Source organism: Candidatus Flexifilum breve, from assembly GCF_016713355.1.
In genome coordinates this window covers 595,665-608,431 of the sequence record NZ_JADJPI010000037.1, presented here as the reverse complement: position 1 = coordinate 608,431, position 12,767 = coordinate 595,665, and the positions used below count along the sequence as shown (strand labels likewise).

At 58.7% G+C, this 12,767-nt stretch carries 8 protein-coding genes; 5 read left to right on the top strand and 3 right to left on the bottom strand.

Going from position 1 to position 12,767, the window contains the following annotated elements; genetic code table 11:
- Positions 1–32: 32 nt before the first annotated feature.
- Positions 33–1,769, bottom strand: a complete 1,737-nt coding sequence (locus IPK17_RS33695) for a peptide ABC transporter substrate-binding protein (protein ID WP_343422104.1) — start codon at positions 1,767–1,769, stop codon at positions 33–35.
- Between the two features lie 228 nt (positions 1,770–1,997).
- On the opposite strand from IPK17_RS33695, the gene IPK17_RS33690 reads away from it, so the two are divergent.
- The 4 genes from IPK17_RS33690 to IPK17_RS33675 all read left to right on the top strand — a co-directional run bounded on the left by IPK17_RS33690 (position 1,998) and on the right by IPK17_RS33675 (position 5,659).
- On the top strand, positions 1,998–3,386 hold the full coding sequence (locus tag IPK17_RS33690; RefSeq protein ID WP_343422103.1) for a tryptophanase: 1,389 nt from the start codon (positions 1,998–2,000) through the stop codon (positions 3,384–3,386).
- 214 nt (positions 3,387–3,600) lie between these two features.
- Positions 3,601–4,839: a HAMP domain-containing sensor histidine kinase gene (locus IPK17_RS33685; protein ID WP_343422102.1), complete on the top strand. Its 1,239-nt coding sequence runs from the start codon at positions 3,601–3,603 to the stop codon at positions 4,837–4,839.
- The gene (locus IPK17_RS33680) at positions 4,836–5,267 is read left to right on the top strand and encodes a response regulator (RefSeq protein WP_343422101.1); all 432 of its coding nucleotides are present in this window, start codon (positions 4,836–4,838) and stop codon (positions 5,265–5,267) included. The genes IPK17_RS33685 and IPK17_RS33680 overlap by 4 nt, the downstream gene beginning before the upstream one ends.
- 20 nt (positions 5,268–5,287) lie before the next feature.
- On the top strand, positions 5,288–5,659 hold the full coding sequence (locus IPK17_RS33675; protein WP_343422100.1) for a response regulator: 372 nt from the start codon (positions 5,288–5,290) through the stop codon (positions 5,657–5,659).
- A 3-nt stretch (positions 5,660–5,662) separates the two neighbouring features.
- On the opposite strand, the gene IPK17_RS33670 is transcribed toward IPK17_RS33675, so the two are convergent.
- Positions 5,663–8,557: a PAS domain S-box protein gene (locus tag IPK17_RS33670; RefSeq protein WP_343422099.1), complete on the bottom strand. Its 2,895-nt coding sequence runs from the start codon at positions 8,555–8,557 to the stop codon at positions 5,663–5,665.
- Between the two features lie 133 nt (positions 8,558–8,690).
- Positions 8,691–11,594, bottom strand: coding sequence for a PAS domain S-box protein (locus IPK17_RS33665; RefSeq protein ID WP_343422098.1), 2,904 nt, complete (start codon positions 11,592–11,594; stop codon positions 8,691–8,693).
- Positions 11,595–11,852: 258 nt separating this feature from the next.
- Between IPK17_RS33665 and IPK17_RS33660 the strand changes: the two genes are divergently transcribed.
- On the top strand, positions 11,853–12,644 hold the full coding sequence (locus IPK17_RS33660; RefSeq protein WP_343422097.1) for a response regulator: 792 nt from the start codon (positions 11,853–11,855) through the stop codon (positions 12,642–12,644).
- Positions 12,645–12,767: the final 123 nt, after the last annotated feature.

Sequence of the window (12,767 nt, the reverse complement as noted above, 5' to 3'; positions counted from 1 at the left end):
CGCTTATGCCTTGCCCCTATGCAGAGCGGACGTTAGTCGCGGTACGTGTCGTAGTTCGCGACGTCATTGGTGATGTAGAACGTGCCCCAGCACCAATCGTTGCCCCAGTGCCACGCCGACACACCCTGCGCGTCCGGACGGAAGCATTCGCCCGCCACGTACGGCTGGAACAGGTCACCCTGAATACGGTGGACGAGGAAGACGCCCGCCGCTTCTTCGACAAGGATGCGTTCCGCGTCACGGTACATCTGGTCGCGGGTTTCCAGATCGCCGACGAGCACGTTGGCGTCGTTGACGAGCTGATCGAATTCCGCGCTGCGCCACGAGTGACGGGCAGTCGAGACCCACACGCCGAGCATGTTCGACGGGTCAAGGTAGTCCATCCCGTAGGAGACCGCGCCGAAGGTGATGCCCGTCGGACGCGCCAACAGCGCTTCCATGAAGGCGTTGAATTCCATGTTGTTGACGGTGATTTCGACGTTCAGGCAGTCGCTGATCGAGGCCGCCGACGCGATCCACCACTGGGCGCGGGCTTCGGTTTCGCCGCGCAGCTTCAATTCCTGCGCCGGGAAGCCTTCGCCGCCGGGATAACCCGCTTCGGCCAGCAGGCTTTGCGCGAGTTCACAGTCGTAATTCTGATACTCGCGCAGGTCCCCGGTCGCATCCGACGACGGGAAGCCGGGGGCGAGGAACGAATAGGCAGGCACGCCAAACTGCGAACCGATCACGTTCTCGACAATGCTCTCCCGGTCGAGCGCGTGGGCAAACGCCTGACGCACCTGCAGGTTGTCGAACGGCGCGGTGTAGGTGTCAAAGAACAGGTAGTCCGTACGGAAGTCGCCAAAGTTCGGCAGGTAGTTCTCCGCCAGAATCGGATCACTGGCGATCACTTCGAAGTCCGCCGGGCTGAGGTGGACGTACATCACGCGGTCGATCTGGTGGTTCTGGAAGGCGAGGAAGCTGCCATTGAGCTGATCGCCATACGTCGCCGTGATCTGGCGGATGTACGGCGGGCGGTACCCCGTGTAGGTCGGGTTCGCTTCGAGCGTGAGGCGGCTGCCCGCTTCAAATTCGGTTAACATGAACGGGCCGGACGACACGCTCAGCGCGGGGTCGATCACGTAGCCGGGGCCATGTTCGGCCAGCGCGGCGGCCTGCAGCGGCGGCCAGAAGTAGACCATGCCGGGGAGGTACGGACGCGCGCCATCGGTCGTGACCTTGACGGTCAGGTCGTCGACGGCTTCCACACCTACATCTTCCGGCGAAACTTCACCGGCGACGGCTTCCGACCAATTCTTGATTGTGCCCTGCCACATCCACACGAAGTCATAGGCATTCGCCGGGTCCGCCATAAAGCGGAAGCTAGCGACATAGTCCGCCGCCGTCAGCGGCGTGCCATCGCTCCACACCTGACCGGGGCGCAGGTGGAACAGCCAGGCCGTACCGTCTTCGGTCGGTTCCCAGCTTTCCGCGGCTCCGGGGATGAGGTTCAGGTTTTCATCAAGGTTGACCAGCGCGTCGCCGAGCAGATCGAAGATGTTCGTATCACCGCAGATACGCTGATACACAGTGATGATCGACGACAGTGACATTTCGGTACGGGTCGAATCGCAGAGTACCGACCATGTTTGCATTTCATATGGAGCCGCATCTTCGGGCAGATCGCGCCCATAGATGTCTTGATTGCCCTCTTGAGCGCTCACCAGCAGCACCGAAGTGACGCTGAGCACCAATAGGATCACGAGTACGAGTGACGCTCTTTTGACCATTGTGCATCCCTTTGCAAGAAGAGTATGAAACTATTTTCGACTAACCAGCCGTTTAATCAGCCTAACACAAGAAAAAATGCCTGTCAAAAAAAGTCTGCACAAAGTTGTGCGTGGGACTTTTGTAACGAACAGCCCATGTTCGCTGACGTTTTGCACAGAATGTTCGCCAAGCCGCCGCGCGCGCAGGATAATGGCGGGCATCATCTTTGCAGGCGTAAGGACAGCAAAATGCGTGATTTTCAACCCAAAACGATTATTGAACCATTCCGGATTCGTTCCGTCGAACCGGTGCACTTCACGACGCGGGCGCAGCGTGAAGCGGCGCTGCAGGCCGCGGGTTACAACCCCTTCCTGCTGCGCGCCGACGACGTGCTCATCGACCTGTTGACGGACAGCGGCACGGGCGCGATGTCCTCGCGGCAGTGGGCGGGCATGATCGCCAGCGACGAGTCGTACGCGGGCGCGTCCTCGTTCTACCGCTTCGAAGCCGCCGTGCGGGACATCACGGGCTTCAAACATGTCATCCCGACGCATCAGGGCCGCGCGGCGGAAAACATCCTGTTCACCACCATCGCCAAACCCGGCGACGTCATCCCCAACAACACGCACTTCGACACCACCCGCGCGCACGTCGAGCACTCGGGCGCAGAAGCCCGCGATCTGGTGATCGCCGAAGGTCGGCAGCCGCGCCTGATTCATCCGTTCAAGGGCAACATGAATATCGACGCGCTCGAAGAGACGATTCGCACGGTCGGGCGCGAACGCATCCCCGCGATCATGCTCACGGTGACCAACAACTCCGGCGGCGGCCAGCCCGTCAGCATGGCGAACGTGCGCGCCGTCAGCGCCGTCGCCCGCCAGCACGGCATCCCCTTCCTCATCGATGCCTGTCGCTTTGCCGAAAACTCGTGGTTCATCAAGATGCGCGAGGAAGGCTACGCCGACAAAACGCCGATGGAGATCGCCAAGGAGCTGTTCAGCTACGCCGATGGCTGCACGATGAGCGCCAAGAAAGACGGTATGGCGAATATCGGCGGCTTCCTCGCCGTCAACGACGATGACCTCGCCGCGCAGTGCCGCAACCTCGAAATTTTGACCGAAGGCTTCCCGACCTACGGCGGCATGGCGGGCTATGATCTCGAAGCGATTGCGCAGGGCTTATATGAAGCGCTCGACGAGAACTATCTGCGTTACCGCATCCGCTCCATCGCCTACCTCGGCGACCGCTTGATCGAGGCGGGCGTGCCGATCGTGCAGCCAACAGGCGGTCACGCCGTCTATCTGGACGCGCGCGCCATGCTACCGCACATCGCGCCGACGCAGTACCCGGCGTGGTCGCTGAATAACGCGCTGTATCTGATCGGCGGCGTGCGTGGGGTCGAAATCGGCACGGTGATGTTCGGCATGCAGCCCGACGGCACGGAACTACCCGCCAGTATGGATCTGGTGCGCCTCGCCTTCCCACGCCGCACGTACACGCAGAGCCACGTCGACTACCTCGCCGAAGTGATCCTCGAAGTGTTTGCGCAGCGCGCCGAACTCCCCCCTTACAAGATCGTCTACCAAGCGCCCGTGCTGCGGCACTTTACCATCCGCCTCGCACCGATCACCAGCTAAATCGAGCTCTAGCTCGAGTCGGGACGCGCACCCATGCGTCCCGACACTGTTCGCAGCGCAACCTATCCACCTGTCTAGTCGAGAAACTATCCAAGTGGTGGATAACGATCGCTGGCGACTCATGTAATATGAGTAAACACGCACCCGCAGCGAATCGCCGTCGACATTGAGAAAGTGAAAACCGGGTATGACTTCGTCTCAACACGCACCCCCTATGGACCAGCTCAGTTCCCTCTCGCTGCGCAGCAAACTCGCGCTGGCCTTCGGGCTGATCTTTGTGGTCACGGCGGTCGCGGCGAGTGTCATCCTCATTGGGCTGCTGCACATCAGCGCGGAAGTCGCCAGTATCAGCAGCGTAGACCCGGTTCTCAATGAGGTTCGCGAACACATCCAGCAAATCTTTACGCTGATCATTGGGCTGCTCTTCATCGGCCTCGTCATCACAATTGCCGTCTCCGTCACCTTGAGCCGCTACCTGCTGCAGCGTTTATCGGCGCTGCGCAAAGCCACCGACGAATTCGCGCGCGGGAACTTTCAAGCCCGCATTCCCGTCTCCGGTCAGGATGAATTTGGCAGCTTGTCCCTCGCCTACAACGACCTGGCCTCTCAGTTGTCCCGCCACATCAAGCAGTTGGAACAGGCACGCGCGACCGCCGAAGAGGCGACGCGCCTGAAAGACATGTTTCTCGCGACCATGAGTCACGAACTACGCACACCGCTCAACGCGATCATCGGCTTCCTCCACCTGATGATGTTCAGCGGGCAGATGTCCGATGACAACCTGTACATGGCAGAACGCGCGCTGGCCAATACCCAGCGTCTGCATACGCTCATCAACAACATCCTCGACCTCTCGCGCATCACGACGGGCGGTCTGGAACTGGTCTCCGCCCCGGTGGCGCCGCGCGCGCTGGCGGACACCTTGCACAAGGATCTTCGCGTTCTGGCGCACAGCACTGACCTCCGCTTCGAACTGGAGGTGGATCCGGCCCTGCCCGACAGCCTCCAGCACGATGAGCAGCGCATCACGCAGATTGTGACGAATCTCGTAGGCAACGCATTCAAATTCACGGAGACCGGCGTGGTAAACTTGAGCTTCCGGCGGCATGCGGATCGACTGCGCATTCAGGTCACAGATACGGGCATTGGCATTTCCGAGGTAGATCAGGCGCGCATCTTCGACGACTTCTTTCAGGTCGATTCCAGTTCGACGCGGATGTTTGAAGGCGCAGGCCTCGGGCTGGCGATTGTGCGCCGCCTGACGCTGCTCATGAACGGCAGCATTAACCTGACCAGCCAGCTCGGCGTAGGCAGCACGTTCACCGTCGATCTACCGCTCAATCTGCCGCGCTCCGAGCCAAAAACGCCGCCGCGCTTCGCCGATCAGGCGCTCGGGAGCATGGCAAACGAATACAAACTCGCGCCGTTATCGGGCCTTGAGGAGGCCTCGTGATCAAAATTCCCCGCGCCTTCGTCGGTTGGGATGTGCTCGTCATCGACGATGAACCGGATAATCTCGAAGTCGCTTCCCGCTTGCTCAAATACGGCGGCGCGAACGTCGTCGTCGCCCGGGATGGCAAGCAGGCGTTGGAACTGGTCGCGGCGCACCCCACACCGTTTAAGTTCATCCTGTGCGATTTGTCGATGCCCGATATGGATGGCTGGGAAGTCCTCTACCGCCTGCAGCAAGATTCGCGGCAGCAAGCGGTGCCTGTGATCGCCCTCACCGCCCATGCGATGGCGGGCGACCGCGAACGCGGTCTCGCGGCGGGATTTCACAACTACATCACCAAACCGCTCGACCCGCTGCATTTCGTTCACCAGTTGATTACCATTTTGATCGACATCCCTGAGTATGCCGAACATTTGAAAACCTTTTAGTTTCCCTTTGGAGTAGAAAAATGACGCGCTATCCGCTTTTGATTGTTGAAGATGACCCCGACGGGCAGGAACTGGTTGCCCGGCTGCTGAAGCAGGTTAACCGCGAGGCCGATATCGCCGCAAATGCCGAAGATGCATGGGCGATGCTGCGTTCCGGCGGCTACGTCGGTGCAATTATCGATCTGGCGCTGCCCGGGCAGGATGGCTTTCAACTGCTGAACGCCATTCGCAATGACCCGGAACTCGCCAACCTGCACTGCATCGCCATGAGCGCCTATCACACGCCGCGCCTCAAGGTCGATGCGTTGGATTCCGGCTTCAATGCCTTTTTCCCCAAGCCGCTTAACCGGACGCTCTTCCTTGGCGCGGTGGAAGACATCTTCTGGCAGTAATGCTCACGCGGGCACGGTGAAATAAAACGTCGTGCCTGCGTTGGGAGCCGATTCCAGCCAGATTTTCCCGCCGCAGGTCTCGACGATCCGCTTGACCAGCGCCAGCCCTACCCCGGTGCTTTCAAACTGGTCTTTGGGCGTCAGCGTCTGGAATAACTGGAAGATCCGCTCATAGTACTGCGAGGCGATTCCCGGGCCGTTGTCGCGCACCCAGAACATCCACATGTCGTCGACCTGTTCGCAGCCAATGGCGATTTCGCCCGCTGACTTATCCATGAACTTGACGGCGTTGTCGATCAGATTCTGGAAGACCTGCCGCATGCGGGTGGGCTCGAAGAGCACGGTCGGCAGCGGCGTCTCAATCGCCACATGCATCTGATCGGGAACGATATCCTGAACGAGCTCCGGCACCAGCAGCATCAGGTCGACGGGCATGTGCTTCTCCCGTTCGCGCCCAATGCGAGAATACTCCAGCACACCGTTGATCATCTGCTCCATGCGCAGCACGCGCTTGCCCAACAGAATGATCAGTTCCTGACCGTCCGCATCGAATTTATCGGCGTAGGTGGTGCTCAGCCAGCGCGAAATCGAACTGACCCCGCGCAGCGGTGCTTTGAGATCGTGCGAGACCACATAAGCGAAGTCCTGGAGGCTCTGGTTGGCGCCCTCCAGCTGCACCATCAACTGCCGGTGCTGTTCATCAGCCGTTTTACGTTCAGTCACGTCGCGCAAGACGCCCAGAATTTGTTTAGCCGTGCCGTCTGCCGCCCGTTCATAGACCATCAAGCGCATGTTCAGCCAGATGAAACCGCGGGTCTTGTGCCGCACCCGAATTTCCGACTCGTCAATATACGAGTCTGCGAGCTGGCTGAGGCGACGCTGGGACTCACCGATGTCGACGAAATCTTCCGGATATAGCAGTTCAGTCACGACATTCGCCCCCATTACAGCGAGTTCAGCCACACTGTAGCCCACCAACTCCTCACTACTGCGGTTAAAGTAGATCGGGAGTCCGGTCGAGAGATCGAACACGAAGATCACATCGGGCATCATGGTTGCCACGCGCTGGATAAAGCTGCGATTTCGCGCTAACTCGATCTCCGCCTCCTTGCGCGCGGTGATGTCGAGCCGAACGCCATTCCAGATGAGCGTGCCATCCTCACGCCGCGTGGGAATAGCTTCAATCCGCGCCCAATCAACTCGGTCCGGGCGGAGCACACGCCCCTCCCACGCGAAGGGCGCAAAGGTCAAAGCGGATTCACGCAGTTGCTCGACCAGAACACACAGATCTTCCGGATTGATGGTTTTGAAGAGGAGCAGCGGATCTTCGAGAACTTCTGCCGGTTCGAGACCATCAAACTTACGCAGGCTGGGACTGATATAGTCAAATCTACCCCAAACATCATCAATCTGGCGGTACTGATAGACGACGGCGGGCAGGTTCTCCACCATCGTATTGAAGCGTTGATTGCTTTCACGAACTGCATCTTCGGCGCGGCGCCGCGCATCGATATTATGTAGGACTACTAGAAGATGGGTGACTTTACCGCCGCTGTAGATCGGGCGGGCGCGCAGTTCCACCCAAAAATGCGTACCTTCCTTCCGGACGATACGATATTCCAGCGGCGGCATGGAATCGCCCGCCAACAACCCCTTGAACCACAGGTAGTTCCGCCGCCAGTCCGCATGATGACAGAGTTTGCGGATTTGTTCCAGACCCATGGCCATCAGTTCGCTGTTGCTGTAGCCGAGGTGAATCGTGCAGGCCGGGCTCGCATACAGGTAGTGCCCGTCTACCGTCGTCAACATGATCATGTCGGTACTGTTTTCGGCGAGCAGACGGTAGAGTTCTTCAGACTGCCGCAGCGCCGCCTCGACCGTTTTAAGTCGCGTGATATCGCGCAGCACCAGCATGCGATTCTGGATCGCGCCGTGCGCCATGGGAAACGTGGACAACTGCGCGTCAAATACCCGATCCCCTATAGACAGCTCAAACTGAGCCTCGGGCGTACCGGGCAAGGTAAAAGCGGGGCTTGATGACTTCACTAACTGCTCCAAGGGCTGGCGCACGATCTGTTTTGGACTCCCGCCGAGAAGTTCGGTCGCGACGGCGTTCGCCTGAATGACTTCACCGCGCTGATTCAACACAATCACGGGATCTTTCAGGCTCAAATATCCCATCTGGAAGCCAATCGGGAACGTGTCAAAGAAGTGGTAGCGGAACAGCACCCAGCCGAATAACGCCAGAATCACGCTGAAGACGCTCGCCGTGGCTACAAATGGCGGGCGATAACCGAACACACTGGGAACGATAATCATCACCGTGATGATGAACGTCCCGGCGAGAAACACAAGCATCTGCCGCCGGACGATCGCAGTCGCGTGCCGGGCGTAACGGAACAACAGGACAACGATCAGCCCCAGCAGTAGGTGATTTTGGAGTTGATAGACGCGAAACCACGTTCCTTCGAGGACGATGCTTTCAATGAGCAGCCCACCGATCCGGGTCGCATGCCAGTGCTCAAAAAACAGATGCTGCCAGGCCTCATTCCAGATCACGATCTGCGTCACGGTGGGGACAATGCCGAGCGCGGCGAGCAACCACCGCTTCCGCAGCGGGTTCTGCCCCATCACGTCCAACGAGAAAACAAACAGCAGCGGCGCAAGAACCGCTAAGCTGATGAAGCGCAGCCGTGTCCAGAACCACGCCTGACCCACATCGGGGCTAAGCACTTGCATCGCGTAGGCGAGCAGCATCCACATCATCGTGACGACAAGCAGAAAATAGACCTGAGCGCTGGAAAACTCCCAGTAACGCAGTGCCGTAATCGCGAGGACTGCGCAGCAAATCAGGGATAGCAGAATGGGGAGAAGATGAGTGAGAAAGGTGGCGTCCATGGGCAGATAATTTCTTAGTGATGAGCGGACGGATAGAAGATAATACGAAAACATAAAGCATGCCAGTAAAATAGGCGGCGAACAACTACGGTGTTCGCCGTCCCGCAGCAGGTCAGCGCCGCGCCCATTCGACTTAGCACTCCTGCGGCAGTGTGAAGAAAAACGTCGACCCGGATGTCTCCACAGATTGCACCCAGATGCGCCCGCCATACAATTCGACAATGCGCTTGGTCAGGGCCAGTCCCACGCCCGTGCTTTCCAGTTTGTCCTTTGACTGCAGCGTCTGAAACAACTGGAAGATGCGGTCAAAGTGCTCAGCCGGGATGCCGGGGCCGCTGTCACGGACGTAGAAGCGCCACATTCCGTCATCGGGTTGGCAGCCGATACGAATTTCTCCCTGTGGCTGATCCATGAACTTGACGGCGTTATCGATCAAGTTCTGGAAAACCTGCCGGATGCGCGTTGGATTGACGGTGACGGTCGGCAGATCGCCTTCGATGATCACAGGGATGCGGTCTGTCGGCACGATATCCTGCACAATCTGCGGGACGACCACAGCCAGATCAACCGGGCTGGGAGCCGCTTTGTCCCGACCAATGCGCGAATATTCGAGCACGCCGTTGATCATCTGCTCCATACGCCGCACCCGCCCGCCGAGCAGCTCGATCAGCTCGCGGCCATCACTGTCGAAGCTCTCGCCATAGCGTGAGATCAGCCAGTGAGAAATAGAACTCACCCCGCGCAGCGGAGCGCGCAAGTCGTGCGAAATCACATACGCGAAATCTTTGAGCTCCTGATTGGCGGCTTCCAGACGCGCCAACAACTGCTGGTTCTGCTGTTCGGCGGTTTTCCGTTCCGTCACATCGCGAATCACGCCGAGGACTTGCTGCACCCGCCCCTCGGGGTCGCGTTCATAGACCACCTCGCGCACATTCAACCACACGATCCCTTTGGTTTTGTGCTTCCAACGGTATTCCGTCTCCAGTACCATGTCATCGCGCAGCGTCGCATAGCGATTCCCGTAAGTCAGCTCTGTCTGATAATCCTCCGGGTGCAGCAGCTTTTCCAGATGATTGCTCCAGGTTAGTTCCGCAGCCTCATCGTCGTCATAACCGAGCAGCTTATAAAGTGATTGGTTGGAATAGACCTGTGTCCAATCTTTCAAGTCCACCACATGGATTACATCGGGCAGCGTACGGGCAATGTGCTCAACCATTTTGCGCGAGCGTTCAAGTTCCAGTTCGGCTTGCTTCTGCGCCGTGATATCGAGATACACCCCATTCCACACGACCGTCCCGTCATCCAACCGGGACGGAATTGCCTCAATATGCATCCATGTGCCGTCAATCCAGGCGCCCTCCCCTTCCCACACCAGCGGCTTGAGGTTGGCGTAGGCCTCAGTGTGCGCCGCCATGAGCGACATCAGCGAGTTTGGAGCGATCAACCGAAAGACCAGCGACGGATCAGCGATAATGGCAGTCGGGGACATCCCACCATACTTAACCGAGTTCGGGCTGATGAAGTCAAACAGGAGGTCGCCCTGCGGCAGTTGGCGCAGTTGAAAGACGATAGCCGGAATGTTGGTGACCAGTGTATCGTAGCGGTGGTTGCTATCCCGCAGCGCTTGTTCCATGCGTTTGCGCTCGTCGACGTTGCGCACCACGCTCATGATGTGGGTCAACTGCCCGGCAGCATCATGGATCGTTGTCGCCCGCAGTTCCGCCCAGAAGTGCGTCCCGTCTTTTTTCAGCAGCCGCACCTCAACTGAGGACTCCGCTTCCCCCATGACCACCTGCACGTAATAGTTCATGCTGACTGGTAGATCGTCGGGATGGACAAAGCTGAGGATTTGCTCGGGCGGCCGCGCCAGCAGTTCGGCTTCGGTATAGCCGGTGAAGTTCAGCGAGGAGGGGCTCATATAGACGAACTGACCGGCAGGCGTATGCAGTGTGATCATATCGGTGCTGTTTTCCGCCAACAACCGGTACAACCGCTCGGCTTCCAGCCGGGTTCGCTCGGAAGCGTTGACATCCGTGATATCACGCAGCACCAGCACCTGCCCGACGGCGTGACCGTTCGACATTCGCAGGGCCGACAAGCGCGCGTTGAAGTCGCACCCGTTCATCGTGATCTCAAACTCGGCTTCGGCAGCGGTTGGTAGGCGGTCTCTGACCCCGTGCAGGGCGAGCACGGTATCCAGCCGTTCATACATGAGCGTTGGCACGCGTTTTCGCAGCAGCGCATCAGCGGCGGGGTTCCACTGGACGATCTCCTGTTGACTGTTCAGCACGATGACTGCGTCCTGAAAGCTCAGGAACACGGTGTGATACGCGGCTGCCAGCACATCGAACAGGCGATGCCGAAAAAGCCCCCACCCGGTGATGATCAACCCAGCGGAGATGCCGAACGGAGCGATATTCAAAGGCAAGACGTTACCAATCAGGCCGGGTATTGCCGCTACACCATAAGCCAACACGTTCCCTGCGAGAATCCACAGCATGGCAGGGCGCTGTGCCCCTTTGGTCGCGCCGTAGCTGCTGATGAGGCAATAATAGGCGGCAATCGACAGTGCATAGGAATGCAGCCCGTGAATCTGAAACCACAGGCCGAACTGCGAACGTTCCACACTGAGAAAACTGTAGCTGGTCAGCGACCAGCTGGTGAAAAACAGCGGCACCACCTGTTCCGACCACAACACGAACAGCGCGAGCGCGGGAATGACGAACATCATTCCGGCCAGCACGCGCTGACCGCGAAATGTCTTTCCGGTGTAGTCCAGCACAAACAGCAGAAACAGCGGGGGACTGGTGAGGATGCCGAGGAACCGCAGGCGTGACCAGAAGAAGGCTGTGCTCGGCTCCCGGCTGATGGCCAGCATCGCAAACGACATCAGCGCAATGGCGGAGGACAGCACGTATAACAGGAAGATGCGACCGCCGGGAAACTGACGAAACTGCAGCGAATGCACCGCGAGCACCAGCACCGCGGCGAAACCCAGCAGTAAAGCGGCAACATATAGAGAAGCAATGGTGTCCATAGACGACCTTCAGAGTGCAATGTTAGACTCTTTTATTGTAACTCTTGAGCATGGTATCTCGCGTCTTCCAAGTGGCTAAATCGCGCCGCCAGCTTCAGCTAGTCGATCGGCCTGTCCGACGAGGCAGGCAGTCCACTGCAAAAACTAGTCACTTGGCAGTTGTAAACAGATCTGCTCTCTCGTAGACTAAGAGAAGGCTTGTGCCGCAGATGCACAGGCTGCTCGCTGAACCTCCACCTACCCTCAGGAACTAAGCGCATGGCTTTCAAAGTGCTGTATGTTGAAGATAATCCCCTCAACACATTTCTCATTCGGGAGATGCTCACGATCACCGATTACGAACTGCTGGAAGCGGTGAACGGCAAACAGGGGTTTGAAGTCGCGTTGAACGCCCGACCAGATCTCATCATTATGGATGTGGGACTGCCGGACGTGAGCGGGATCGAGCTGACCCGGCACATCAAGAGCCAGACCGAGCTGAAAAACACGCCTGTGATCGCGTTGACCGGAGATGCCTCCGAAGAAGTCGCCGCCGCGTGCCGCGCCGCGGGCTGCGAACGGGTGCTGCACAAGCCGGTGGGCCGCTTCCTGCTGCTGGATACCATCCGCGCGTATTCAGAACTCAAGGTCACGCCGACAAATCCCAACGCGCTCAATCCGCCGAATGGCGCAACCACCGACAACAAAAAGAAAGTTTTGATCGCCGAAGATAACCGGGATTTGCGTGAGATCTTTTCGCACACGTTCAACCCGCGCAGCTTTTCGGTGAAAGTCGCGGTCGATGGCCGCGAAGCGCTCAGCCAGCTTGAGCAGGAGATCCCCGATATCCTCATCCTCGACGTCAATATGCCCTATATGACGGGGCTGGAAGTGCTGACGCGTGTTCGACAGGATGCGCGCATGAAGCATATGAAAGTGATCGTCGTGACGGGCAACGCCATGGCGACGCACGCGCCGGAAGCCGAACTGGCCGATCTGTTCCTCGTCAAGCCGGTCAACATCGTCGATCTGATGACCTTCGCGCAGCGGTTGATCGCTAAACCAAACTAGTCCTCACTGACCGCGCGGCGTTCCTGCGCCGAACGCGGCGCGTTTCTCAAGCCTCTCCCCCGTTGACACCGCCTGGTTTCGCGACTATGGTTCAGGGAACACACGTGGCAGCACAGCATGGAG

Bases quoted from the DNA above. Each gene is read 5' to 3' on its own strand.
- IPK17_RS33695 (WP_343422104.1), bottom strand. From the start codon at position 1,769: ATGGTCAAAAGAGCGTCACTCGTACTCGTGATCCTATTGGTGCTCAGC.
- IPK17_RS33690 (WP_343422103.1), top strand. From the start codon at position 1,998: ATGCGTGATTTTCAACCCAAAACGATTATTGAACCATTCCGGATTCGT.
- IPK17_RS33685 (WP_343422102.1), top strand. From the start codon at position 3,601: ATGGACCAGCTCAGTTCCCTCTCGCTGCGCAGCAAACTCGCGCTGGCC.
- IPK17_RS33675 (WP_343422100.1), top strand. From the start codon at position 5,288: ATGACGCGCTATCCGCTTTTGATTGTTGAAGATGACCCCGACGGGCAG.
- IPK17_RS33670 (WP_343422099.1), bottom strand. From the start codon at position 8,557: ATGGACGCCACCTTTCTCACTCATCTTCTCCCCATTCTGCTATCCCTG.
- IPK17_RS33665 (WP_343422098.1), bottom strand. From the start codon at position 11,594: ATGGACACCATTGCTTCTCTATATGTTGCCGCTTTACTGCTGGGTTTC.
- IPK17_RS33660 (WP_343422097.1), top strand. From the start codon at position 11,853: ATGGCTTTCAAAGTGCTGTATGTTGAAGATAATCCCCTCAACACATTT.